At 65.9% G+C, this 25,534-nt stretch carries 20 protein-coding genes and 1 tRNA gene; 9 read left to right on the top strand and 12 right to left on the bottom strand.

Annotated elements, in window-relative coordinates; all coding sequences use genetic code 11:
• Positions 1 to 28: 28 nt before the first annotated feature.
• The gene (locus tag ACPVPU_RS04460) at positions 29 to 655 is read left to right on the top strand and encodes a DNA-3-methyladenine glycosylase family protein (RefSeq protein WP_448659779.1); all 627 of its coding nucleotides are present in this window, start codon (positions 29 to 31) and stop codon (positions 653 to 655) included.
• Positions 656 to 729: 74 nt separating this feature from the next.
• On the opposite strand, the gene ACPVPU_RS04455 is transcribed toward ACPVPU_RS04460, so the two are convergent.
• From ACPVPU_RS04455 to ACPVPU_RS04445, 3 genes are all read right to left on the bottom strand, one after another.
• On the bottom strand, positions 730 to 3,006 hold the full coding sequence (locus ACPVPU_RS04455; RefSeq protein ID WP_448659778.1) for a TonB-dependent receptor: 2,277 nt from the start codon (positions 3,004 to 3,006) through the stop codon (positions 730 to 732).
• Positions 3,007 to 3,171: 165 nt separating this feature from the next.
• The gene (uxaC, locus tag ACPVPU_RS04450; RefSeq protein ID WP_448659777.1) at positions 3,172 to 4,620 is read right to left on the bottom strand and encodes a glucuronate isomerase; all 1,449 of its coding nucleotides are present in this window, start codon (positions 4,618 to 4,620) and stop codon (positions 3,172 to 3,174) included.
• A 133-nt stretch (positions 4,621 to 4,753) separates the two neighbouring features.
• Positions 4,754 to 5,734 carry an NAD(P)H-quinone oxidoreductase gene (locus ACPVPU_RS04445; RefSeq protein WP_448659776.1) on the bottom strand — a complete coding sequence of 327 codons (981 nt, stop codon included), beginning with the start codon at positions 5,732 to 5,734 and terminating at the stop codon, positions 4,754 to 4,756.
• Positions 5,735 to 5,930: 196 nt separating this feature from the next.
• Here ACPVPU_RS04445 and ACPVPU_RS04440 point away from each other — a divergent pair, with 196 nt between their 5' ends.
• The gene (locus tag ACPVPU_RS04440; RefSeq protein WP_448659775.1) at positions 5,931 to 6,122 is read left to right on the top strand and encodes a DUF1192 domain-containing protein; all 192 of its coding nucleotides are present in this window, start codon (positions 5,931 to 5,933) and stop codon (positions 6,120 to 6,122) included.
• 118 nt (positions 6,123 to 6,240) lie between these two features.
• Positions 6,241 to 8,565, top strand: a complete 2,325-nt coding sequence (gene clpA, locus ACPVPU_RS04435) for an ATP-dependent Clp protease ATP-binding subunit ClpA (RefSeq protein ID WP_448659774.1) — start codon at positions 6,241 to 6,243, stop codon at positions 8,563 to 8,565.
• 39 nt (positions 8,566 to 8,604) lie between these two features.
• On the opposite strand, the gene ACPVPU_RS04430 is transcribed toward clpA, so the two are convergent.
• The 3 genes from ACPVPU_RS04430 to ACPVPU_RS04420 are packed head-to-tail and all read right to left on the bottom strand — an operon-like array spanning position 8,605 to position 11,254.
• Complete coding sequence (locus ACPVPU_RS04430) at positions 8,605 to 9,270, bottom strand: DUF4893 domain-containing protein (RefSeq protein ID WP_448659773.1); 666 nt, start codon at positions 9,268 to 9,270, stop codon at positions 8,605 to 8,607.
• Positions 9,271 to 9,309: 39 nt separating this feature from the next.
• Positions 9,310 to 10,095, bottom strand: a complete 786-nt coding sequence (locus ACPVPU_RS04425) for a 3-hydroxybutyrate dehydrogenase (protein ID WP_448659772.1) — start codon at positions 10,093 to 10,095, stop codon at positions 9,310 to 9,312.
• A gap of 19 nt (positions 10,096 to 10,114) precedes the next feature.
• Positions 10,115 to 11,254: a patatin-like phospholipase family protein gene (locus tag ACPVPU_RS04420; RefSeq protein WP_448659771.1), complete on the bottom strand. Its 1,140-nt coding sequence runs from the start codon at positions 11,252 to 11,254 to the stop codon at positions 10,115 to 10,117.
• A gap of 136 nt (positions 11,255 to 11,390) precedes the next feature.
• Here ACPVPU_RS04420 and ypfJ point away from each other — a divergent pair, with 136 nt between their 5' ends.
• A complete protein-coding gene (gene ypfJ, locus ACPVPU_RS04415) occupies positions 11,391 to 12,299 on the top strand; it encodes a KPN_02809 family neutral zinc metallopeptidase (RefSeq protein WP_448659770.1) in 909 nt (302 codons plus the stop codon).
• Positions 12,296 to 12,763, top strand: coding sequence for a GreA/GreB family elongation factor (locus tag ACPVPU_RS04410; RefSeq protein WP_448659769.1), 468 nt, complete (start codon positions 12,296 to 12,298; stop codon positions 12,761 to 12,763). Before ypfJ ends, ACPVPU_RS04410 begins: the two co-directional genes overlap by 4 nt.
• An 89-nt stretch (positions 12,764 to 12,852) precedes the next feature.
• On the opposite strand, the gene ACPVPU_RS04405 is transcribed toward ACPVPU_RS04410, so the two are convergent.
• A complete protein-coding gene (locus tag ACPVPU_RS04405) occupies positions 12,853 to 13,797 on the bottom strand; it encodes a DUF2171 domain-containing protein (protein WP_448659768.1) in 945 nt (314 codons plus the stop codon).
• 216 nt (positions 13,798 to 14,013) lie between these two features.
• On the opposite strand from ACPVPU_RS04405, the gene ACPVPU_RS04400 reads away from it, so the two are divergent.
• Positions 14,014 to 14,089 (top strand) — tRNA-Ala (locus ACPVPU_RS04400).
• A 150-nt stretch (positions 14,090 to 14,239) separates the two neighbouring features.
• Here ACPVPU_RS04400 and infB read toward each other — a convergent pair.
• The 4 genes from infB to rimP form a co-directional block, all read right to left on the bottom strand.
• On the bottom strand, positions 14,240 to 16,903 hold the full coding sequence (gene infB, locus ACPVPU_RS04395) for a translation initiation factor IF-2 (RefSeq protein WP_448659767.1): 2,664 nt from the start codon (positions 16,901 to 16,903) through the stop codon (positions 14,240 to 14,242).
• A gap of 108 nt (positions 16,904 to 17,011) precedes the next feature.
• Positions 17,012 to 17,620, bottom strand: coding sequence for a DUF448 domain-containing protein (locus ACPVPU_RS04390; protein WP_448659766.1), 609 nt, complete (start codon positions 17,618 to 17,620; stop codon positions 17,012 to 17,014).
• A gap of 55 nt (positions 17,621 to 17,675) precedes the next feature.
• The gene (gene nusA / locus ACPVPU_RS04385) at positions 17,676 to 19,301 is read right to left on the bottom strand and encodes a transcription termination factor NusA (protein ID WP_448659765.1); all 1,626 of its coding nucleotides are present in this window, start codon (positions 19,299 to 19,301) and stop codon (positions 17,676 to 17,678) included.
• A 2-nt stretch (positions 19,302 to 19,303) separates the two neighbouring features.
• Positions 19,304 to 19,846 carry a ribosome maturation protein RimP gene (gene rimP / locus ACPVPU_RS04380; protein WP_448659764.1) on the bottom strand — a complete coding sequence of 181 codons (543 nt, stop codon included), beginning with the start codon at positions 19,844 to 19,846 and terminating at the stop codon, positions 19,304 to 19,306.
• A 225-nt stretch (positions 19,847 to 20,071) separates the two neighbouring features.
• Here rimP and ACPVPU_RS04375 point away from each other — a divergent pair, with 225 nt between their 5' ends.
• Positions 20,072 to 21,214: a PQQ-dependent sugar dehydrogenase gene (locus tag ACPVPU_RS04375; protein ID WP_448659763.1), complete on the top strand. Its 1,143-nt coding sequence runs from the start codon at positions 20,072 to 20,074 to the stop codon at positions 21,212 to 21,214.
• A 74-nt stretch (positions 21,215 to 21,288) separates the two neighbouring features.
• Here ACPVPU_RS04375 and ACPVPU_RS04370 read toward each other — a convergent pair whose 3' ends face one another.
• Complete coding sequence (locus ACPVPU_RS04370; RefSeq protein WP_448659762.1) at positions 21,289 to 24,192, bottom strand: M16 family metallopeptidase; 2,904 nt, start codon at positions 24,190 to 24,192, stop codon at positions 21,289 to 21,291.
• Between the two features lie 119 nt (positions 24,193 to 24,311).
• On the opposite strand from ACPVPU_RS04370, the gene ACPVPU_RS04365 reads away from it, so the two are divergent.
• On the top strand, positions 24,312 to 24,887 hold the full coding sequence (locus ACPVPU_RS04365; RefSeq protein WP_448660413.1) for a NifU family protein: 576 nt from the start codon (positions 24,312 to 24,314) through the stop codon (positions 24,885 to 24,887).
• Positions 24,888 to 24,925: 38 nt separating this feature from the next.
• On the top strand, positions 24,926 to 25,525 hold the full coding sequence (locus ACPVPU_RS04360; protein ID WP_448660412.1) for a malonic semialdehyde reductase: 600 nt from the start codon (positions 24,926 to 24,928) through the stop codon (positions 25,523 to 25,525).
• Positions 25,526 to 25,534 lie beyond the last annotated feature (9 nt).

Raw genomic sequence — 25,534 nt, 5'->3', positions numbered from 1 at the left:
GATCGGCAAAAGATCAAGGATCGGGACCATGGGACTGACGGCCGAAATGTTGATGCAGGGCGTGGATGCGCTGGCGGCGCGCGAACCGGCCATGGCGGCGGCGCTGGCCGAATATGGCTATCCCGCCCCGCGGCTGCGCGAACGCGGCTATGGCACCTTGCTGCGCACCATCCTGGGCCAGCAAGTCAGCGTGGCGGCCGCCCAGTCGGTGTGGAACCGGCTGGATACCCTGCTGGACGGCGCGATCCTCGACCCTCGGGCGCTGCTGGCCCTCCAGCCGGACACGCTGCGCACAGCGGGCCTGTCGCGGCAAAAGGCGGGCTATGCGCTCGGCCTGGCCGATGCGGTGGCATCGGGGCGGATCGACCTCAACGACCTGCCCGCCGATGACGAAGCCGCGATCGCCGCCCTGGTGTCGCTCAAGGGGATCGGGCGCTGGTCGGCCGAAATCTACCTGCTCTTTGCCGAAGGACGCGCCGATATCTGGCCGGCGGGCGACCTGGCGGTCCAGGTGGCGGTGGGCCGGATCCTCGGCCTGGATACCAAGCCGACCGAAAAGGAAACCCGCGCGCTTGCCGAACCCTGGCGGCCGCATCGTGGGGCCGCCGCCATCTTCGCCTGGCACCATTATCAGGGCGGCGTGCCGGTCGGATAAGAAAACCCCCTTCCGCCCGGGGCATGGGCGAAAGGGGGCAGGGACGCTCCGGCCTGTTTCCAGAGGGGACCGGTTCAGATGCTCAGCCGCAGCGACACCCGGATGTCCCGCCCGGCCAAGGGCACGAAATCCTTGGTAAAGCTGGCATGGCGGCGGGCATCGACATCGAAGATGTTGTTGGCGGACAGGACCACCGCGCTTTCGCTGGCAGCACCGAACGGCCGCCAGGCGACGGATGCGTTGACCAGCGTGAATGCCTCGGTCGGCAGTTCGAACGTGGCCACCCGGTCCTGTTCGAACACATGTTCGACCTCGGCCCGGGCGCTGACTGCCCCCGCATCCGCCTCGATCCCGCCCCGCAGCCGCAGCGGCGGGATGCGCGGAACCGCAGTCCCGGCGTCGGTCAGCGTCGCATTCACATAATCGCCCAGCGCATCGATGCGCAGCGCATATCCGTCCCGCTCGATCAGCGTCGCCGAAACCTCTGCCTCGAACCCGTAATAACGGGCATCGGCCTGGGCGTACTGGAACACGGGCAGCTCATCCAGTTCCTCGCCGGTGTTGAACTCATAGATGTAATCGTCGAACCAGGTGGCATAGGCCGCCAGGTTGAACCGCAGCGGCCCCGCCGTGCCCCGCACGAACGCCTCGAAGCCCCAGCTCTTTTCGGTATCGAAGAACGGATTGCCGATCTCGAACGCCTGCGTGGCGATATGCGGGCCGTTGGAAAACAGCTCCTCCGCCGCCGGGGCACGCTCGGCCCGTGATCCGGTGACGCCAAGCCGAAGCTGGTCCGTCGGCGCATAAGTCAGCCCGACGGCACCCGAAAAGGTATCGAAGCCCCGATCGATAACGACGCGCTGGCCATCCTCCTCGTCGCCGATCAGCACGGAATTGGACGACACGGCGGTCCGCTCGTACCGGCCTGCCACTTCCAGTTCGACCGGGCCAAGCCCGAATTCCTGTACCGTGAAGACGCCGAACTGGGTCGTATCGTTGCGCGGCACGAACGCCTCCGCGCCGATCGCATCGAACCGACGGGTAAAGCCCTGAACGCCCGTCACCCCGCGCCAGCCGTTGCGGTCGGCCTGCACCAGCTCCAGCCGCCCCTCGAATGCTTCGGAAAAGAACCGCGTGCCGACCTCGTCGCCCTCGAATTCGGTATGCTCGTAATCGGAAAAGCCGACACGGGTGCGGATGGTATCCAGGAATCCGCCTTCGACATTGATCTCGCCGCGCATGTCGGCGCGGAACTGCTTGATGCCGATGGTCACGGCTTCCTCGCCATGCTCATGACCTTCCTCGTCATGCGCTTCGCCCGCCGCGATCGGACCGACCGACGCCGTGCGACCGCTCAGCAGCCGCGCACGCGCCGCTTCCTCTTCATGGTCATGGTCTTCCTCGCCATGATGGTGCGATGCGCCCGGCCGCATCGGCACGCCGTAATTGCTGTCGAAATAGCCGACCGAAAAGCCCAGGCTGCCTCGGTCGTTGATCAGCGCGATGCCGCCGCCCAGCGTATAGGTTTCGGTGCCCGTGTTCGGCACCCGGCCGCGCAGCCCCGCCAGCGCCTCGGCCTCCTCCGCTTCCTCCAGATGCCCTTCCTCGCGCTCCTCGGCCGCAATTTCCAGTTGCTCGGCGCGCAGGCCCGGCGACAGGACGAACCCGCCGACCCGCAGGTCGTTCGACCGGCGATAGCTGCCGTCGACATGGGCAACAATATTGGGCGTCAGCGCCAGATCGAGCGCGCCGCCGACGCTGCGCTCCTCAGCCGCCGACCCATAGCTGCCGATGGCATCCACATGGACGCCGTTTTCGGGCACCGCGCGGGGGATCCGGCGGTCGATGACATTGACCGCGCCGCCGATCGCCTGGCTGCCGAACAGCAGCACGGCCGGGCCGCGCAGCACCTCGACGCGCTCTGCCGTCAGCGGATCGATGGTGACCCCGTGATCCGCCGAGGTGTTCGACACGTCCAGCGACCCCAGCCCGTCGCTCAACACCCGGATCCGCTCGCCCTGAAAGCCGCGCAGCACGGGTCGCGACGCACCGGGCGTAAAGGACGTGGCCGACACGCCGGGCAGCCGGGTCAGGGTGTCGCCGATCTGGGGCCGCAGGTCGCGCAGCAGATCGTCGCCGGTCAGCACCGACTTCTGCGCCAGCACGTCCAGTTCACGCACGAACGGGGCGGTGATGATGATGTCGGTCGATTCCTCGCCGTGCACGCGGTCGCGGTCCTGCATGTCGGCTGGCTCGGCGACGCTGGAGGGTACCGCCACCGGCTCCTTCGGCGCGGGCGCAGCGGCGGCGATCAGGGCGGAACTTCCCAGCAGGGTGGCAAGAATGGACATGGACGCAAACCCTTTGAACGAATCGAATCTGCCCTGTCCCTAACGATATGTTACACTATTACAACCCTCATTGCTGCAAATGCGAAGGCATAGACGGATGAAGGCGCGGTCAGCCGGGCGGATCCGCAAGCCATTCCCGAAATCGGTGAACTGACAGCCGAGCGTTTATGCGGCAGCGCGGGCCGATGCCGGTTGCGGGCCGTCGATGCGGTAGGCCCGCGTAACCAGCCCGTTGGTCAGTTCATGTGCCAGTTCCGCCGCTTCCCAGTCGGCAAGCCGCCCCTCTGCCACCAGCCGCGCCAGAAAGGCGCAGTCCACCCGGCGGGCGACATCATGCCTGGCCGGAATGGACAGAAAGGCGCGCGTGTCGTCGTTGAAACCGACGGTGTTGTAGAATCCGGCGGTTTCCGTCGTCATCTCGCGGTACCGGCGCATCCCTTCCGGGCTGTCGTGAAACCACCAGGCGGGACCGAGCTTCAGGCACGGATAATGCCCGGCCAGCGGCGCCAGTTCGCGGGCATAGGTGCTCTCGTCGAGGGTGAACAGGATCACGGACAGGTCGGTCGAGGTGCCGAACCGGTCGAGCAGCGGCCGGAGCGCCCCCACGTAATCGGTGCGCATCGGCATGTCGGCGCCCTTGTCCCGGCCATGGCTGTCGAACAGGCCGCGATTATGGTTGCGATACACGCCGGGGTGAATCTGCATCACCATCCCGTCGTCGATGCTCATCGCCGCCATTTCAGTCAGCATCTGGGCACGGAACAACTCGGCATCGGCCGGCGTCCAGTCACCCCGTGTCACGGTGTCGAACAGCGCCTCGGCTTCGGCAGGAGAAAGGTTGGCGGTCTGCGGTGTCGCATGCCCATGATCCGTGGCCGTCGCGCCGGCCGCGCGAAAATCGGCGCGGCGCGCCCGATGCGCGGCGAGGTAGCCGCGCCAGGACCAGACATCTTCGCCAGTCAGTTCGGCGAACCGTTCCATGGACGCTCGAAAGGCCTCATGCTCCACATCGATGACTGCATCGGGGCGATAGGTGGTGACGACGCGCCCGTTCCACCCCGATGCCTGTATGGCGTGATGAGCGGACAGGTCGTCCTGCGGCCCCTCGGTCGTCGCCAGAAAGGCGATGTTGAACTGGTCGAACAACGCGCGCGGCCGAAAGGCGTCCGTGGCGAGCTGTCCGGTGATATGGTCGAAATATCGGTCGGCGGTCGCATCATCCAGCGCGACGTCCATGCCGAACACTTCGGCAAATACATGGTCCAGCCACAGGCGGGACGGCGTGCCCCGGAACAGATGATAGTGCGCGGCAAAGGTCCGCCATGCGGCGCGCGGGTCGTGGGCCGGTGGGCCGTTGCGGTCCGGCACGCCCAGATCGGCAAGCGCGATCCCCTGGGAATACAGCATCCGAAAGACGTAGTGATCCGGCGCCAGCAGCAATTCCGTGGCATTGGTCCAATGCTCGTCCGACGCGAACCAGCCGGCATCGGTATGGCCATGCGGGCTGATGATCGGCAACGGCGCGACCGTTTCGTACAGTGCGCGCGCGATCGACCGCGCACGTTCCTCGACGGGAAACAGCCGGTCGGGGTCTAGCTTCAACGGACGCGTCATTCCCAGTCCTGCACCATGATAGCGGTCACATGGCCCTTAGAAAGCAGCTTCGGGGCGATTGCAACCCGCGCAAGCCTGTGGGGCAGGACCAGGTGCCCGCACGGCGACGCGGCGTCGATCCCGCACCGCGGCGTCATTCCATGGTCAGGACGATCTTGCCGACATGGTTGCCGGCTTCCATCCGGGCGTGAGCGGCAGCAGCCTGTTCCAACGGAAAGGTGGTGTCCACCAGCGGCTTCAGCCTGCCCTCGCGGACCAGCGGCCAGACGATCCGGAACAGCTCGTCGCAGACCAGCGTCTTGAACCCTCGGTCACGCGGCCGCAGCGTCGATCCGGTCAGCGTCAGCCGACGGCGCATCACCTCGAAAACCGGAATCGTGGCCATCGACCCGCCCTGGACCGCGATCGACACGTGCCGACCGTCATCAGCCAGGCAGGCGATGTTGCGCGCGACATAATCGCCGCCGACCATGTCCAGTACCACCTGAACCCCCGCCCCGCCGGTCAGCGCCCTGACCGCTTCGACAAAGTCGTGCGTCCGGTAATTGATCGCATGGTGCGCGCCATGGGCGATCGCGGCCTCGCACTTGGCGTCCGAACCGGCCGTTACGATGATCTTCAACCCGAACAAGCGGGCCAGGCTGATTGCCATGGTGCCGATGCCACTGGTCCCGCCATGCACGAGCACCATATCGCCCTCGCTGGCATAGGCACGCTCGAACAGGTTGGTCCACACGGTGAACAACGTCTCCGGCATGGCCGCCGCCTCGACAAGGCTCAACGATTCCGGCACCGGCAGGCACTGGCCAGCGGGGGCCGACACATAATCGGCATATCCACCGCCGGACAGCAGGGCACAGACGCTCTGGCCCATCCATTCCTGTCCGACGCCGGTACCGATCGCCACAACCTGACCCGCAACCTCAAGGCCGGGGATGCTCGGCGCACCGGGCGGCGGCGGGTACATGCCCTGGCGTTGCAGGATGTCGGGCCGGTTGACCCCGGCCGCCGCAACGCGGATCAGCACCTCGCCATCGCCGGGCAAAGGCACCGGTCGTTCGACCGGCACCAGCACCGCCGGGCCGCCGGCCTCCGTCGGATCGATTGCACGCATCCTGTCGGGAATCGCCATGCCGATTTCCGCCCCCGTTCTTGAATCGCGCCGTTACGGCCCCCCCATGGCACCGCATCGTCCGCTTACGCTGCGGCGCTCGCCCCGGTCAACCGGTCGTTAACGGCGGACTGCGGCGATTTCTGGCCGGAAGCGATTGACTTGCCCGTCCTGCCGCGCAAGCATCACGCATATGGATATGGACGATCCACCCCGCGCTCGCGCAGGCGACCTGATCCCGCTGCTGTCCCAACAGGATCTCGATCCCCTGTCCCTGGCCGAACTGGATGCGCGGATCGTCGCGCTTCAGCGGGAAATCGAACGCGTTCAGGCACATCGGCAGCGCGCGGCAAGCCACCGCGCCAGTGCCGATGCCCTGTTCAACCGATGATCGCCGACTCCACCCGTCGATCCGTCACGCATCCCCTGGTGCTTGATGCGCCGCCATCGAGACCCGACATACGCAGTCCGGGGCGCGCGTCCCATCCGCCCCGCCCGGAGTAAAATAAATGCCATCCTTTGCCTCTGCCCTGGAATCCACGCTGCACAAGGCGCTGGAGGCCGCGTCCGCGCGCCGCCATGAATATGCGACATTGGAACATCTGTTGCTGGCGCTGATCGACGATGAACATGCGTCCAAGGTGATGAGCGCATGCGGCGTCGAACTGGGCGACCTGAAGGCGGCGGTCGCCAAATATCTGGATACCGAGCTTGAGGCGCTGAAGGTCGATACCCAGACAGACCCCTCGCCGACCAGCGGCTTTCAGCGCGTCGTCCAGCGCGCGATCCTGCACGTCCAGTCATCGGGCCGCGACGAAGTGACCGGCGCCAATGTCCTGGTCGCGCTGTTCAGCGAGCGGGAAAGCTATGCCGTCTATTTCCTGCAGCAACAGGATATGAGTCGACTGGATGCGGTCAGCTATATCAGCCACGGCGTCGGTAAGGGGGGTACGCCCACCGAAAACCGAGAGGTCAAGGGTGCGGCCGAGGAAGAAAAAGCGGCCAAGCCGGAGCAAAAGGGCGGCAAGGGCGAAAGCGCGCTCAAGCAGTTCTGCGTCGACCTGAATGAAAAGGCGAAGAACGGCAAGGTCGATCCGCTGATCGGTCGCGGGCCAGAGGTCGATCGCACCGTCCAGATCCTCTGCCGCCGCAGCAAGAACAACCCGCTCTATGTGGGCGATCCCGGCGTCGGCAAAACCGCGATTGCCGAGGGGCTGGCCCGCAAGATCGTCGAGGGCGACGTGCCGGAGGTGCTGAAGCCTGCCGTCATCTATTCGCTCGACATGGGCGCGTTGCTGGCGGGCACCCGCTATCGCGGTGATTTCGAGGAGCGGCTGAAACAGGTCGTTTCCGAACTGGAAAAGCTGCCCCATGCGGTTTTGTTCATTGACGAAATCCACACGGTGATCGGCGCGGGTGCGACCAGCGGCGGGGCGATGGATGCGTCCAACCTGCTGAAGCCCGCCCTGTCCGGCGGCACGATCCGCTGCATCGGCTCGACCACCTACAAGGAGTTCCGCAATCACTTCGAAAAGGACCGCGCCCTGCTGCGCCGGTTCCAGAAGATCGACGTGAACGAGCCGACGGTGGAAGATACGATCAAGATCCTCGCGGGACTGCGCTCGGCATTCGAGGAGCATCACTCGGTCAAATACACGCCCGATGCGATCAAGGCGGCGGTGGAACTCTCCAGCCGCTACATCAACGACCGCAAGCTGCCCGACAAGGCGATCGACGTGATCGACGAAGTGGGCGCGATGCAGATGCTGGTGCCGCCGTCGAAGCGGAAAAAGACGATCACCGTCAAGGAGATCGAACAGGTGATCGCCACCATGGCGCGCATCCCGCCGAAAACGGTCAGCACCGACGACACGCGCGTCCTCGCCAACCTGGAAACCGATCTGAAGCGGGTCGTTTTCGGTCAGGACAAGGCGATCGAGGTCCTGTCCTCCGCGATCAAGCTCAGCCGTGCGGGTCTGCGCGAACTCGAAAAGCCGATCGGCAACTATCTGTTCAGCGGTCCCACCGGCGTCGGCAAGACGGAAGTGGCCAAGCAGGTCGCAGAATTGCTCGGCATCCCGCTCCAGCGGTTCGACATGTCGGAATATATGGAGCGCCATTCGGTCAGCCGCCTGATCGGCGCGCCTCCCGGCTATGTCGGCTATGATCAGGGCGGCCTGCTGACGGATGCGGTCGACCAGAATCCGCACAGCGTGTTGCTGCTGGACGAAATCGAAAAGGCTCATCCCGATCTGTTCAATATCCTGCTGCAGGTGATGGACAACGGCAAGCTGACCGATCACCACGGCAAGACGGTGGATTTCCGCAACACCATCCTGATCATGACGACCAATGCCGGCGCGTCCGACATGGCCCGGGAATCGATCGGCTTCGGCGATTTCACGCGGGAGGATGTTCAGGAGGACGCGGTCAAGAAGCTCTTCACGCCGGAATTCCGCAACCGGCTCGATGCGATCGTGCCCTTTGGCTATCTGCCACCGGAAGTGGTTGCGCGGGTCGTGGACAAGTTCATCCTGCAGCTGGAATTGCAGCTGTCGGACCGCGGCGTCCATATTCAGCTGGACGATGCGGCCAAGGCGTGGCTGACAGAGCGCGGCTATGACAAGCTCTACGGCGCGCGCCCGATGGGCCGACTGATCCAGGAAAAGATCAAGCAGCCCCTGGCTGAGGAGCTGTTGTTCGGAAAGCTGATTCATGGCGGCGAAGTCAGCGTCAAGCTGAAGGACGGGGCGCTTGCCTTTGAAATGGTCGCGGCCCCGCCGAAAAAGGCCAAGCGCAAGGGCGGCCGAAAATCGGCTCCGACCGAAGCTTAGGTCGGGATCGAACCCTCTTTTCCAACCGGGAAAGAGGGTTCAGCCGACTGGCGCGATTTCGATGATGTCCAGTTGCGATTCAAAGCGTGGGCGGGGCAGGACGATCCGCCAGCGCGCCTCTCCGATCCGTTCGATATAGCCGGCCAAATCGCGCAACGGGTCGCGGCCATAGGCATGAGGCACGGTTTCATCGGCCAGCATCAGCGACCCGAGCACCATGGCCCGGGCACTGTTTTCGGGCAGCAGCATGGCAATGGGCCGCTGAGCGCCATCCTCAAACCGGATGCCCCCGTGATCGCCGTCGCGCCACAGCGTGCATTGCTGCGCCGGAAGCTGGGAAAAGGGGTCAGTCGCCCGCCCCTGCGTGCCCAGCTTGAACCAGCGGCAGCGATACTGCCCGCTGGGCGGCAACGGCATTTCGACTGCCAGGTCGGGATCGAACAATGCGCCTTCTGCGGCCAACGCCGAGGCCGCTGCCGGCCGCACGCTGTCCAGCACCTCCATCCACGTCGCCCGCCATTTCCGCAGTCGGGTCCGGTCGTCCGGCGTGGCGATGGCACGCCACACCATGCCCTGTTCGGCGCCCGCCGGCACGACTGCACTGACGCTTTCGGGCACCTGCAACCGATCGCGCGATGTGCAGCCGGTCAGGGCCGACAGGGCCAGGGCGGGCGGAATCAGGGCGGACAGGATGGGATGGCGCATCCGATGCTCCTACCCCGGCTTGCCGCCTTCGCCTAGCGGTCAGGCGGCTGTCCAGCCGCCGTCCATGTTCAGGTTCGCACCCGTAATCGACGCCGCCTCGTCCCGGCACAGGAACAGGGCGAGCGCCGCCACCTGTTCGGACGTCACGAACTCCTTCGTCGGCTGCGCATCCAGCAGCACGTCGTTGATCACCTGTTCGCGGGTCAGCCCGCGCGCCTTCATCGTGTCGGGGATCTGCTGCTCGACCAGCGGGGTCCAGACATAGCCGGGCGAGATGCAGTTCACGGTCACGCCGTGCTCCGCCACTTCGAGAGCAATGGTCTTGGTCAGGCCGGCAATGCCGTGCTTGGCGGCGACATAGGCGGACTTGCCGGGGCTGGCGACCAGCGAATGGGCAGAGGCGGTGCTGATGATCCGGCCCCAGCCCTTTTCCTTCATGTGGGGCACGGCGGCCCGCATCATGTGCCATGCGGACGACAGGTTGATCGCGATGATCGCATCCCATTTTTCCGGCGGAAATTCCTCGATCTTCGCCACGTGCTGGATACCGGCATTGTTGATGACGATGTCCGGCCCGCCCAGTTCTTCATGGCATCGCTGGACCATCGCCGCGATCTGATCGGGCTTGGTCATGTCGGCTGCATCATACAGGGCACCGGCCCCGGAAAGCCCCGCCAGCGCCACCCGCTCCTGTTCGATGGCATCGGCATCGCCAAAGCCATTGATGACGATCGCCGCCCCTTCGGCGGCCAGCGCCTTGGCATAGGCCAGGCCGATGCCGCTCGTCGAACCGGTGATGATCGCGGTCTTGCCCTTCAGGAACATTCAAACGCCTCCGAAACGGTTATCGGGTCAGGTCATAGACGGCAGTCTTGCCGTCCTCGATATTGGTCGCCAGGATGGCCGAATTGGCAAGGGTGGTCGCGACGTCCCGCTGTCCAGCCTGCCAATGATCCCGCATGGTCCGCGCCGAGAACTCGAAATCACGGTTGCCGCCTTCCCAATCGGGTCGCCGGTGGATCAGATGGACGATGCTGACCGGCTTGTGCTCGGCCCATGCCGCCAGCGCCTTTACGTCCGCATCTTCTGCCAGCTCGGTCGGCAGCTTGCCCAGCAGGCGCTGGACCACTTCCCGCTCGGCGCGCAACCGCATCCGTTCGTCGGTGATCTGGCGGGTCCGGCTGGAATAGCGGATTTCCTTTTCGCGCGCCGTCACTTCGCTCAGGGTGGCCGGACGGTGGCCCCGCGCCGGGAACAGATCGACCTGGAACACCAGCATCGATCCGGTCTGGTTGTCCAGCACATGCGTCAGCGGCGTGTTGGATACCAATCCCCCGTCCCACCACCAGCATCCGTCGATCTCGACGGGCGGCAGGCCGGGCGGCAGCGCGCCCGATGCCATGATGTGCCGCGCATCGATCCGGTCGGTCATCGTGTCGAAGAACCGGAAGTTCCCCGTCTCGACATTGACCGCACCGATCGAAACCCGCGTCTCGCCGCTGTTCAGCCGATCCCAGTCAATGAGCCGGTTCAGCGTTTCGATCAGCGGCGCTGTGTCGTAGAAGCTGAGCGCCTCGCAGCTGCCCGGCGTGGAGAACAGCGGGTGCATCCATCGCGGCTGGAAAAATCCGGGCACGCCAAAGGCAGCGACCCACATGGCCGCGCCCTCATGTACCGCCTCGCGCAGCCGGACGTCGGGATAGAGCGGGAAACTCGGCAGGCCGCTGGTGACCAAAGCCCAGAATTCGGCAAGCCGCTCCATCCGCACTTCGGGCGGATTGCCAGCGATGATCGCGGCATTGACCGCGCCGATGGAAATGCCGGCGACCCAGTCGATCGGCACGCCGGCTTCTGCCAGCCCCTCGAACACCCCGGCCTGATAGCTGCCAAGCGCGCCGCCGCCCTGCAGCACCAGCGCAACGCTGTCCGGCAGGGGCATCGCCTTGGCGCGACGGCGCGGGCGGCTGGGTTCGGCATCGGCCATGCCGTCAAAATGGGGGCGATGGTGCGGCGCATCAACTGCCAAATCCCCGGCCGTGCCGAATTGCGATCGGGGGGATGCAACGACGGGTTCGTTCGGGCATTGTTACGATAGACCAATCATCAGGGGGAATGGGCCGATGCGGCTCGACGATTTCGATCCCAGCGAAAATGTGCGCGATCTGGGCAGCTCGTCCGGGCCGAGTGGCGGCGGCTTTGGCGGCGGGGGCAACATCCTGCTCGGCCTGTTGCCGTTGCTGCTGGGCAGGCGGCTGGGCTGTGGAACGCTGGCCATCCTGGCAATCGGCGCAGTCCTGTTCTTCTCGATGGGCGGTGGCGGCGGTCTGATCGCGCCACAATCCGGCGTTCAGGCGCCTGCGGGCAGCGGTGGCGGCGCGACGGGTGCGGCGGCCTGCAACACGCCAGAGCGCCGTTTTTCCTGTCAGGTACTGGCCAGCACCGAACAGACCTGGCAGCGCATCTTTGCCGAAAGCGGTCAGCGATACCCGGCTCCCACCCTGAACTTCTATCAGGGCGGTGCGACCTCCGGCTGCGGCTTCGCCTCCTCGGCGGTCGGCCCCTATTATTGCCCGGCGGATCAGGGGGTGTTCCTCGACACCAGTTTCTTCGACGAATTGGCGGGCCGCTTCGGCGCGGCGGGCGATTTCGCGCAAGCCTATGTCATCGCGCATGAGGTCGGCCATCATATCCAGACCGTCACCGGCACGTCGGAACGCGTCCGCCGCGAACAGGCGCGGGTGGGCGAGCGGGAGGGCAATCAGCTGTCCGTCCGCATGGAATTGCAGGCGGACTGCTATGCCGGCGTCTGGGCCAACCGGAACCGGCAGTATCTGGAGGCAGGCGACATCGAAGAGGGGCTGCGCGCGGCCGAAGCGATCGGTGACGACACGCTCCAGCGCCAGGCGCAGGGCCGCGTCGTGCCCGACAGCTTCACGCATGGATCGTCGGCCCAGCGCCAGAAATGGCTACGCATCGGCCTGGAGAGCGGCAATCCCGCTGCCTGCGACACCTTCGGTCAGCCGATATGAGCGTCGCATTCCGCCGCGAATCGGATGAAGCGCATCTAGAGCCGCAATTCGCCCTGCCCCTGCCCCCCGGTCCCAACTGGGTGACGGCGGCGGGCCTGGCGATGATCGAACAGCGACTGGCCGAACGGAATGCGGCGGTCGAAGCGGCAACCGGCGATGCCGACGCGCTGAAGGCGGCCCGCCGCGACCAGCATTACTGGCAGACGCGGTTCTCGACCGCCGAAGTTCAGCCGCTGCCCGACGACAGCGAGGTCGCCTTCGGATCGCGGGTGCGCATTCGCCTGAACGGGGCGGAGCGCGTGGTCGACCTGGTCGGCAGCGACGAGGCCGACGCGGCTGCGGGACGTATTCCGTTCACTGCGCCGCTGGCTCAGGCATTGATGGGCCTTGCCCCCGGCGATACTGCCGACTGGCATGGCAAAACGGACGCAATCGAAATCGTTGAAACCGGCCCGATCGACTGACCCGTTATCGACGGACCGATCCATCCTTCCGATCCGAAAAAGGCCCCGGCGATGCCGGGGCCTTTCCACATTCGGATACCGCGCGCCGATCAGTCGTTGCGCCATCCGGTTGCCTGCCACCGGTCACCCGACTGCGACTGGCCGATAGTGGCGCCGCCGGTCGATTCCTGACTGGAGCGATCCTCGTCCCGCCAGTGGGACTGTGCCTCGTCCGCAGTCTTGCGCAACATGACCTTGTCATCGACGGTCTGTATCCAGCGCGACGGGATGGAATGATGGCGTCCGTCCGCATCCCGGTCGTTCTTGGTCAGGATGATGCGGTCGCCACGGACCTTGTCCACGGTGCCGACATGGGTCCCATCGGACCCGACGACCTCCATATGTTCGGCTACTCGCGACAGGCTGTCCCGCTGCCCTTGGCGCTCGGTGCGCCAGCCCTGAAATTCCTGGTGAAACCGGTCGGCATGTTCGCGACGATATTCGTCATAGTCGCGATCAAGCTCGCTGATCCGGTCCTGCCGCCACTTGCTGTAAAAGGCGTCGCTGGCCTGCCCATGGCGTTCGTCGTAGCGCCGGTCGAGTTCACGCCGACGCGCGGCTTCGTCGTCGCCGAACCAGGACGCCATCTCGTCGCCGGCACGGGCCATGAAGCCGCGATCCTCGTAGTCGTAATCGCGGTCGTTCATGCCATGTTGACGCTGGGGCCGACTGTCGTAACGGCTGCCCCGAGCCTCGCGGTCACGCCAGTCCTGACGATAGCCACGGTTGCGGTCGCTTGGATACCCATATGACCGGTCGTTGCCAGGACGCCCGGAGTAATTGCGATCATGATCGTCCCGGTCACTGCGGTCGTCGCGGTCATCGAACGCGCGTTCGTCCCGATCCCGCCAGCGGGTCCGCCAGTCCTCGTCGCGTGCTGCCTCGTATAGCCGGCCGGTGCTGCGCGCCTGCTCGGTCCGGCGCCCGCCGCTGTACAGGTCGCGATAGTCCTCCGGAGCACCCGATACATAGCGGGGATAGCGATTGTCGGACATTGATCCTCTCCTCCTTGCCATCGCGCGGCGCATCGATGCCGCGCGTCCATGGTTGGGGAAACGGTCAGGCCGGTTAAGGTTCCTTGCGATCCGGTCTAATCGGCGTGGTTGCGACGGACGGCCAAGGGAGCGCGCCGGTTGGTGCCGCAAATGTCCGTTGCATTGGCCGGTTGAGCTGGCTAAGGGGAGCGCCTTCCGGCGGTGCCGGGCGGGTGCGGGGCTGTAGCTCAGATGGGAGAGCGCTGCAATCGCACTGCAGAGGTCAGGGGTTCGATTCCCCTCAGCTCCACCAACCCCGCCCGCCGCCGGAACAATCCATCATTCCCGACCGCTGACCGCCATTTGTGCCCGGCAAACTGCCATTGCGGTTGCGCAGACTGACGCAGAAAAGGGGCGGCCCGTTCCCGGACCGCCCCTTTTTGCTCGTCTTGTATAGGGCCGCTCAAAGCGTCCGTTCGCGCAGTTCCACTTCGAACGTTTCCAGGAAATCGCCCGGCTTGATGTCGGTGAAGTTCTGGCTGAACGTCACACCGCATTCCAGACCCGCGCGCACTTCCGCCACATCGTCCTTGAACCGGCGCAGCGAAGCGATCTCGCCCTGATAGATGATGACGTCGTCCCGCGTGATGCGGGCCTTGAGCGCCTTGCGGATCGCACCATCGACCACCAGCAGACCAGCGGCCTTGCCATGCTTGCCTGCCGAAAACACCTCGCGGATTTCGGCGCGGCCGACGACCGTTTCGAACGCTTCCGGGCCAAGCTGACCCGCCATCCCGGCGCGGATTTCGTCGGTCAGGTCATAGATCACGTCATAATATTTGAACGCGACCTTCTGGCGCTCGGCGATCTCCCGTGCCTTGGCGTTCGGGCGGACGTTGAAGCCGATGATCGGCGCACCGCTGGCGGCCGCCAGCGTCACGTCGCTTTCGGTGATGCCGCCGACGCCCGAATGCAGCACCCGCGCCTTGATGTCGTCGGTGCTGATCTTGTTGATCGCGGCAACGATCGCCTCGACAGTACCTTGCGTATCCGCCTTGACGACAAGCGGATATTCCATCGCCTGCTTGTCCTTCAGCGCGCTGAACATCGATTCCAGGCTGGCCGGGGCCTGGGTCGTGCGCTTCTGCTGAATGACGCCGGCGCGGTACGCCGCGACCTCGCGGGCGCGCGCCTCGTTCTCAACGACCTGCAACAGGTCGCCGGCCATCGGCACGCCGGACAGGCCCAGCACCTCCACAGGCACGGACGGCCCGGCTTCCTTGATCTGCCGCCCCTTGTCGTCGACCAGCGCGCGCACCTTGCCGCTTTCGGCACCGACGACAAAGATGTCGCCGACTTTCAGCGTACCGCGATTGACCAAAATGGTCGCAACCGGCCCGCGGCCCTTGTCCAGCTTGGCCTCGACCACCGTACCCTCGGCATCGCGGTCAGGGTTGGCACGCAATTCGAGCAGTTCCGCCTGAAGCTGGATCTTCTCGATCAGGTCGTCCAACCCGGTCTTCTTCAGCGCGGATACCTCGACATCCTGGGTCTCGCCGCCCATCGCCTCGACCATCACCTCATGCTCCAGCAGGCGCTCGCGCACACGCTGGGGATTGGCACTGTCCAGATCGACCTTGTTGATCGCCACGATCATCGGCACGCCGGCCGCCTTGGTGTGGTTGATCGCCTCGATCGTCTGCGGCATCAGCCCGTCATTGGCCGCCACCACCAGCACGACGATGTCGGTAACATTGGCACCGCGTGCCCGCATCTCCGTGAACGCCTCATGGCCCGGCGTGTCGAGGAAGGTGATCTTCGACTTGTCCTTCAACGTCACCTGATAGGCGCCGATATGCTGGGTGATGCCGCCGGCTTCGCCCTTGACCACATCGGTCCCGCGCAGCGCGTCGAGCAGCGACGTCTTGCCGTGATCGACATGGCCCATGATCGTGACGACCGCAGGGCGCGGCAATTGCGTCCCCTCGTCATCGGGAACCATGTTCTGGACCAGATCGATATCGGCGTCGCTGACGCGAACGATGTTGTGGCCGAATTCGGTCACCAGCAATTCGGCCGTGTCTTGATCGATCGTCTGCGTCATGGTGACGGGCGAACCCATCTTAAACAGGGTCTTGACGAGGTCCGCGCCCTTTTCGGCCATGCGGTTGGCCAGTTCCTGGACCGTGATCGTTTCCGGCACCACAACATCGCGGACCTGCTTTTCACGGGGCTGGCCGCTGCCGCCCATGTGCGACCGCTTTTCCTTCTCGCGCGCCCGCTTCAGCGCGGCCAGGCTCCGCGCACGCGCACCTTCGTCGCCGCCAAGCGCACGGTTGACGGTCAGCTTGCCCGACTGACGGCGATCATCGCCCTGGCGACCGCGCGACGGCTGCTTGGCCGGCGGCTCGGCACGCTTCGGCGCCGGGGCGGGGCCACCACGGTTGACCGGGCCGGCGGGCGAAGTCGGCGCTGCGGCGGGCGCGGCGGCATCTACCGTCGCCGCTGCCGGGCGCTGCTCTTCGCGCTTCGGGATTTCCGGTCGCTGGACCGGCGTAAAGCGGCGCGGAGCGGGCAGGCCGGGGTCCAGCCGCAACTCGACGACCGGCTCCGGAGCAGGTGCCGGGGTCGGGGCCGCCACCGGTGCCGGGGCGGGCGGGGATGCGGGTTCGGGCGCAGCGGCCACGTCGGCCTCGGGCGGCGCGGCGGCCGCTTCGGCTTCTGCGCGGGCCTTTGCCTCTGCACGACGCCGCTCTTCCTCGATCGCTTCCTGACGCTCGCGCTCCTCGCGCCGGCGCGCTTCCTCCAGCGCGGTCATGCGCTGTTCCTCTGCCTCGCGCAGCATGCGCGCCTGGCGTTCCTGCGCGGTTTCGCCGGCCGGTGCCCGCGACGGGGGCGGCGGAGGTGGCGGCGGCGGAGGCGGTGGGGCTGCCGGCTGCGGGGCGGTTTGCTGCGGTGCCTCTTCACCCGGACGACCGATCACCCGGCGCCGCTTGACCTCCACGACGACGGTGTTCGACCGGCCATGGCTGAAGCTCTGCTTCACCTTGCCCGTTTCCACCGTGCGCTTCAGACCCAGCGGCGCGCGTGCGCCCAGTTTCGGCTTGTCGTTGTCGGTATCGCTCATCCGGTTACTCTGATTTCCCATGTCGGACGGGATCGGCCCGTCCGTCTTTTCAATTCGTTTCGTCAGCCGCCGACAGCCGAATGCCTCTTGCGAGGCGCTTTCGCAAGGTTAGGCATTGGGTGCGGGTCCGATAAATCGCAGCCAGCGTTCGATAGCGCCGAATACCCGCCTGCCAGCACCAGGATCGACGACCCCGATATGGACCACATTTTCGCGGCCCAGCGCTGCGGACAATATGGGACGTCCGACCGGTAATGTCAGCCCCCGGCGGCCACCCCCCTCCTCACCCATGCCAACCCGCCATGCCTGGGCCAGCTTCGCCGCGCCGTCGTCGGCGGCATCGGCGGCATGAAGCAGCAGCGTCAACTTTCCCGAGCGGGCCTCCGCAGCGATCTTTTCCGATCCGGTCAACACGGTGCCCGCCCGCGCTTCCAGCCCCAGCCGGTCGAGCGCGGCCTGTCGCAGCCGATCCGCTACCTGGTCGGCAAGGTCGTCCGGGATGGTCAGTATATTGGTCTTGAACGCTCGCGCCAGCGCACCGCGCAGCTTCCCGCGCGCAATCGCCTCGGCCAGCGCCGGATGATCGACGCCGATCCACGCACCCCGCCCCGGCGCCTTGGCGCGAATGTCGGGCAGCACCTCGCCATCCGGCGACAGCGCCAGCCGGATCAGCTGATCCTGCGGCGCTTCCGTCCGGGTAAGGACACAGGTCCGCATCGCGAGGGTTGCCCCCCGCGACGGCCGCTGTTCGGTGCTGTCTAAGCCCGCGTGATCATTGCTCGGATTCCGCAACTGCGTCCTCCTGAGCTTCAGCCGCGTCCTCATCGGCGAACCAATGCGCGCGCGCGGCCATGATGATCTCGTTGCCCTGTTCCTCGCTCAGGCCATATTCGGCCAGCACGCCGCCCTTGTCCTCCGCCCGCTGCGGCGCGGGCGCATCATTGCCCCGGCGACGCGGCTCGGCCCGCTTCTTGGCGACCAGTTCGTCGGTGGCCAGATCGGCCAGGTCGTCCAGCGTCCTGATACCGGCCTTGCCCAGCGTCACCAGCATGGCCTCGGTCAGGTAGGGCAGCTCGGCCAGCGCGTCCTCGACCCCCAGGGCGCGACGCGCCTCGCGATTGGCTTCCTCGCGCCGGTCCAGCGCCTCCTGGGCGCGGCTCTGCAATTCCTGGCCGAGTTCCTCGTCGAACCCTTCGATGCCAGCCAGCTCGTCCAGCTCGACATAGGCGACTTCCTCCAGCTCGGTGAAGCCTTCGGCCACCAACAGCTGGGCCAGCGTCTCGTCGACGTCCAGCTCCTTTTCGAACATCGCCGAACGCTCGACAAACTCCTGCTGGCGCTTTTCGCTGGCGTCGGTTTCGGTCAGGATGTCGATGGCCTTGCCGGTCAGCTGGCTGGCCAGTCGGACGTTCTGGCCGCGACGACCGATCGCCAGCGACAGCTGGTCGTCGGGCACCACCACCTCGATCCGGTCCTCTTCCTCGTCGATGACGACGCGGGCGACATTGGCCGGCTGCAGCGCGTTGACGACGAAGGTCGCGGTGTCGGGCGACCAGGGGATGATGTCGATCTTTTCGCCCTGCATTTCCTGCACCACCGCCTGCACGCGGCTGCCCTTCATGCCGACACAGGCGCCGACCGGATCGATGCTGGAATCATTGCTGATGACGCCGATCTTTGCCCGGCTGCCCGGATCGCGGGCGGCTGCCTTGATCTCGATGATGCCGTCATAGATTTCGGGCACTTCCTGCGCGAACAGCTTCTTCATGAAATCGGGATGCGCGCGGCTCAGGAAAATCTGCGGCCCGCGATTTTCGCGGCGGACGTTCAGGATGATCGACCGCACCCGGTCGTTCACGCGGACGACTTCGCGCGGGATCTGCTGGTCGCGGCGGATCACGCCTTCGGCGCGGCCCAGATCGACGACGACATGGCCGAACTCGACGCGCTTGACGACGCCGGTGATGATCTCGCCCTGGCGGTCCTTGAATTCCTCGAACTGGCGCTCGCGCTCGGCATCGCGGACCTTCTGAAAGATGATCTGCTTCGATGCCTGGGCCTGAATGCGGCCGAATTCGATGGGGGGCAGCGGATCGACGATATAGTCGCCGACGACCGCGCCTTTCTGCAGCTTCTGTGCGCTGGCGACATCGACCTGCTTGAAGAAATCGTCGACCGCCTCGACCACTTCGACGACGCGCCACAGGCGCAGGTCGCCGGTCTGGGGGTCCAGCTTGGCCCGGATGTCGTTTTCCGCGCCATAGCGGGTCTTTGCCGCCCGCTGGATCGCTTCTTCCAGCGCCTCGATCACGATCGCCTTGTCGATCAGCTTTTCGCGCGCAACGGCATCGGCGATGGCGATCAATTCGGCGCGGTTGGCAGTAACGGCAGTGACCATCGTCAGACCTCTTCTTCGATAATCGTATCGGCACCATTGGCCGAAAGGGGTTGGGTTGCAGCGATCAGCCGGTCGGTCATGACCAGCTTGGCATCCTCGACCATCGCAAAGGGCAGCCAATGCTGCACGCCCTGCGGATCGACGATGCCGACCCGGTCGCCGTCGACGCCGGTCAGATCGCCCTTGAACTGTTTGCGGCCGTCCAGCTTTTCGGCCAGCGTGATCCGCGCCTCGTGCCCCGCCCAGTCGGCGAAATCGCCGATCCGGGTGAGCGGCCGGTCGATGCCGGGCGAGGAAACCTCCAGCCGATAGGCATGATCGATCGGATCGCGGCCTGCCGCCTCCAGCGCGTCCATCGCATCCGAAATGCGGCGCGACAGGGTGGCGCAGTCGTCGATCGTCAACTGGCGGGTATCCGGCCGTTCGGCCATTACCTGCAATGTGGGATCGGACGTGCCGCCATACATCTTGACGCGGACCAGGGCCAGGCCGAGCGCACGCGCCTCCGGCTCGATAATCTGGGTCAGGGCGGCAAGATCGGCCATCGGCACTCCGGTCGAGTTATCCAAGCAGCTTTGGCGCCGGACCCGGTTGGGCCCGACCTCGTCATGGTTCAAATGTCGAGAAAGCACTGCCGCTATACGCCGAACGGTCCTGCGAATCAAGCGCCGCGCTTTACCCTCTGATCGGCCGGTTGCGGATGGATCGTTTCAGCCCCACACAGGTTGTGAATGATCGACGCCGTCCGGCCTGTTAGCAAAGGAATTGCCATGATCCTCTCGCGCCTGTCCCTGCTCGCATCGACTGCGACCCTGCTTGCCGCCTGTGGCGCGCTGAGCGATGCGGTGGCACAGAACAGCCCGTCCACGGGCAAGGCCGCCGATGCCTTCACCATCACTGAGGTCGCGGATTTCGATGCGCCATGGGCGATGACGTTCCTGCCGGATGGCCGGGCCCTGGTCACCGAAAAGCAGGGCGCGCTGATGCTGCTGTCCGCCGATGGCAAGACCAAGACCCAGCTGATCAAGATGGATGTGGATGCAGAGGGTCAGGGCGGCCTGATGGATGTTGTCCTGCATCCCAAGTTCGCCGAAAACGGCATGGTCTATCTCAGCTATTCGGGCGGCGGCCCCGGCGGCAAGGCGGTGTCGCTGGCGCGCGGCAAGTTCATCGACGGGCCGGCCGCCAAGCTGGACAGCGTCCAGACCATCTTTACCGCCAATCCGTTCGTCGAAGGCAGCGGCCATTATTCGGGCCGCATCGCCTTTGCCCCCGACGGGCATCTGTTCTTCACCAATGGCGAGCGGCAGCAGTTCGATCCGGCGCAGGATCCGAAAGCGACGCTGGGCAAGGTGCTGCGGCTGAAGGACGATGGCAGCCCGGCGGGCGATCCCGGTCTGACGGCAAAGGGGTTCCATCCCGCCATCTGGTCCTATGGGCACCGCAACCTGCTCGGAATCGCCTTCGACGGTGCGGGCAATCTGTGGGAACAGGAAATGGGGCCAAAGGGCGGTGACGAGGTCAATCTGGTCCTGCCCGGTCGCAACTATGGTTATCCCATCGTGTCCGACGGCGACCATTATGACGGCCGCGACATTCCCGACCATTCGACCCGGCCCGAATTCGAGAAGCCGAAGGTCGTCTGGAACCCGGTGATCTCGCCCGGTGGCCTGATCGTCTATTCGGGGGCCATGTTCCCGGATTATCAGGGCGACCTGTTCATCGGGGGCCTGTCGTCACAGGCGCTGGTGCATGTGAAGGTCAACGGCACCGATGCGACCAAGGGCAATCAGTGGGACATGGGCGCGCGCATCCGCGAAGTGGAACAGGGGCCGAAGGGCGAGCTGTTCGTGCTGGAAGATGGCGGCCGCGGCTCGCAGGGACGGCTGCTAAAGCTGACGCCCAAGGGCTGATCGGCCCGTCCTGACCAACGCTTCATCGGGGGCGGCGCGGGACTGACGCGCCGCCCCCGTTTTCTTTTGCGCGTTCAGCGGCCCTGCTGGGCCGTGGCATTCGCACCCTGCGGCACCACCTGCAGCTTCCATGCGCGTTCCGGCACCAGATATTTCGCCGCCAGTCCCTGCAGCTCCTGCGGCGTCGTGCGCGTGAAATCGTCGATCAGCGAATCGACGGCCGCCAGCCGCGCCGGTTCCTGGGTTCCGCCTTCGGTCTGCTGCATCCAGAACATGTTGCCGCTGGCATAGCGCGAGATCAGCTGGAGGGTCGGCACGATCGCCCGGCGGAACTCGTCGGCTTCGACGGGCTTGGCCACCAAATCGGCGGCAATGCCGCTGGCCAGCTCGAAAAAGAACGCCGTCTTGTCGGGCGGCACCTGGCCGATCGCCAGCATCGATCCGCCGGCGGGCAGGCCCACGGGCCATTGATTGCCGACATTCGGGGTATAGCTGATCCCCGCCTGCGACCGCAGCTGGTCCAACAACCGGTCGCGGAAGATCGCCGCGAGCAGCTCCAGCTTGCGGCTTTCGGCGATCCCCGCCACCCCGCCGCCCGTCGGCCAGGCGATGACCGCTGCGGCCTGATCCGGCTGCCCGCGATGGACCAGGGTCATCGGCTCCGCATTGGGCGCGGCAAACCGGATGTTCTGATCCGAACCGCGCGCCGCGCGCCGCTTGGGCAGCGCACCCACGGTTTCGGCAACCAGGGCCACGGCGGTTTCGCGGGGCACGTCACCGAAAATCTGCACCTCGATCGGTCCGGCAGCCAGCAATGGCTCCCACAGCTTGCGGAACGCAGCGGGCGTCGTCGCCTCGATCGTTGCCCGATCCGGCTGACCCCAGCGGGGATCGCCGTTCATCATCAGCCGGTCGAGCTGTGCCGACAGCACGGCATCGGGCGACAGGTCGCGGGTGTCGTAACCCGCCAGCGCCACGGCCCGGGCGCGTTCCACCGGGCGCGGGTCCCAGGCCGGCTTGGCCAGCTTTGCCGTCATCAGCCGCAATTGATCGCGCAGATCGGCCGGCGTCGTCTGACCGCTCAGGACAAAGGCATCGTCCTCGACCGAAAAGCTCATGCCGATCTGGCGGCCGGCGGTCATCCGGTCCAGTTCGTCCTGCGACAGGTCGCCGATGCCGCCCGGAAGCAGCGCCAGCGAAGCGGCCCAGGCGGCGCTTTCGCGGCCCGGCGGCAACGCCTGGCGTCCTCGCCCGAACCGCATCTTGACATAAACCTTGCCGGTTTCGGCATCGTTCGGAAACAACAGCATCCGGGTGCCGTTGCGGTAATCCACCTGTTCGATGGCCGGGTCGGTCAACACCGTGCGCCGTTCGGCCACCGTCCCCGGCTTGCCGAGCGCGGGCAACGCATCGAAACTGACCGTCCGACGCTCGCTCTGGGTGGTCGGCACCACCACGGGCGCATCCAGTGCGGCTGCCAGCTGGTTGCCGATATCGGCCCCGCCCTGCGGCGCGTTGATCAATGCCCGACGCGCCGTCCCCTGCATCAGCCGTTCAAGCGACGCCTTGATCCGTTCGGGCACGAAAAAGCCCTTGTCCACCGCGCCCTTGAAGATTTCCAGCGACATGTCCGGGCCGGCCACCGTTTCGCGGATGCCGACCGCATCGGCCATATTGTCCGCGATGCGCGCACCCGCCTCCACCCGCTGCGTCGCCACGGCGGTTTCCAGGCTGGACCGGAATACGGCCACCTCCTGATCGATTTCGGCCTGGGTTGGGGGCACGGCGATCAATTCGGCCACCGCTGTCCGCACGTCGCGCAGCGCGGCCTGCCAGTCACTGCCCAGCGGCAGGATCTGCAGGCTGGTGACATTTGCCGAACGCGACACATCGTCCAGCGACGCCTGCGCGCTGATGAAGCTGCCCCCGGCTCGCGCCCGCGATTCGAGCCGCCGGTTCAGCACCTGAACCGCCAGCCAGTCGATCATCCGTTCCTGGTTGAACAGGATCGTATCCGCCTCGATCGCCCATGGGCGAACATAGCCATAGGACAGGATCGACGGCAGCGCGGCCTCGCTGACCACGCGCACTTCCGGTCCGTCGGCGCGGGGCTTGCCGAAATCCGGCTCGGGCGGCGGCGGGCCATCGGCGGTCCAGGCGGAAAAATGCTTCTTCACTGCCGCTTCCAGCACCGCCGGTTCGGCGTCGCCGACCACGATCACCACCGCGCGTTCGGGCCGGTACCAGCGGCGATGGAACTCGGCGACGGTTTCGGCCGTCGCCCCCTGCAACGTCTCGACCGTGCCGATGGGCGACCGGTTGGCGATGGGCTGACCCTGGAACAGATGCTCGCGGCTGGCATCCGACAGGCGGACCTGCGCGCCCGGCCGCTCGCGCAGCTCGGCCAGCACGACTGGCCGTTCGGCATCCAGCGCAGCCTGGGTCAGCACCGGGCCGGTCATCATGCCCGCCAGGATGCGCATACTGTCGTCTAGCCCCTGCGGCGTCGCGGCCGGCAGATCCAGTTTGTAGATCGTCTGGGTGAAACTGGTCGATGCATTGCTGTCCGCGCCAAAGGTCACGCCCAGCCGCTGCCATACCCGCTTGGATTCGCCGTCCGGCACATGCTCGGACCCGCGCACCGACAGATGTTCCAGCAGATGCGCAAAGCCGCGTTCGTGATCGCGTTCCATCAACGACCCCGCATCGATGGCAACGCGCACCGAAACCTGTTGCGGCGGCACCCCGTTGTTGCGCACGGCATAGCGCACGCCGTTCGACAATACGCCAAAGGTCCAGGACCGGTCGGGCGGAATGTCGCTGCCCTTGAACAGCCACGGTATGTCGTCCGTCGCAGCGGGCGCCGCCGCTGCGGGCGGGGCAGAGGGGGCTGGCTGGGTCTGGGCAAGGCCCGCCACGGGTGCACAAAGGACGGCGCCAAGCGCCAACAGACGCGGCAAACGCTGGATCAGGTTCATGAACCAAGCCTAGCTGGCTTTAACCTGAACGGCCAGTGAAGCCGACACCCGCCGCGCCTTGCGTCAGCTTTTTGCCGATCCCGGTTGATCCGACAGCGCGAGCGGCCCACATGCGCACCATGCTGATCGAAACCGAACCGACACCCAATCCCGCAACCTTGAAGTTCCTGCCGGGCCGCACCGTGATGGATGCCGGGACCCGCGACTTCGCTAGCCCGGAGGAAGCTGTGGCGTCCCCGCTGGCAGAGGCGATCTTCGGACTGGGGGACGTGACCGGCGTGTTCTTCGGCCGCGACTTCGTATCGGTGTCGATCGCGCCCGGCGCATCCTGGTCGGATGTGAAGCCCGATGTGCTGAACATCCTGCTCGATCACTTCTCGGCCGGCATGCCCCTGTTCGCCCCCGGATCGGCGGCGGGCATCGCGGTACCGTCGGAGGAAGAGGCGGTTGCCGACGATCCCGCCGACGCCGAAATCGTGGCCCAGATCCGCGACCTGATCGACACCCGCGTCCGCCCTGCCGTCGCCAATGACGGCGGCGACATCGTCTATCGCGGGTTCAAGGAGGGTAAGGTGTTCCTGCAGATGCAGGGTGCCTGTTCCGGCTGCCCGTCGTCCACCGCGACGCTGAAGAACGGCATCGAGCAGCTGCTGAAATATTATGTGCCCGAAGTGACCGAGGTCCGCGAGGTCTGATCCCGCGCCCTGTTCAACGCCATCCTGGGAGAATGCCGATGGGCAAGCCGCTCGACGACGCTGCGCTCGACACGCTGTTCCGCACCGCACGCACTTATAATGGCTTTACCGACGCGCCGGTGACGCCGGATCACGTCCATGCGATCTACGATCTGCTCAAGATGGGGCCGACATCGGCCAACCAGCAGCCCGCCCGCTTCGTCTGGTGCCTCAGCCAGTCGGCAAAGGACCGGCTGGCCGATTGCGCGACCGGCAGCAATCCGGACAAGATCCGCGCCGCGCCGGCCAGCGTCATCATCGGCATGGACGAAAACTTCCACGACGAACTGCCCTGGCTGTTCCCCCATACCGATGCGAAAAGCTGGTTCGCGGGCGATGACAAGGTCGAGGCACGGCGGATCAGCGCGATGCGCAATTCCTCGCTGCAGGGTGCCTATTTCATCCTGGCGGCGCGGGCGATCGGCCTGGATACCGGCCCGATGTCGGGGTTCGACGCCGACAAGCTGAATGCGACGTTCTTTGCCGATCAGCCCGGCGTGACCGCCAACTTTATCTCGACGCTGGGCGTCGGCGATCCGTCGACGATTTTCGACCGCAGCCCGCGTCCGGCATTTGACAAGTTCAACCGGATCGACTGACGACGGCGG

This window comes from Sphingomonas paludis, assembly GCF_053502515.1.
The sequence above is the reverse complement of the archived record's forward strand: the minus strand, read 5'-3'. Positions and strand labels throughout refer to the sequence as shown.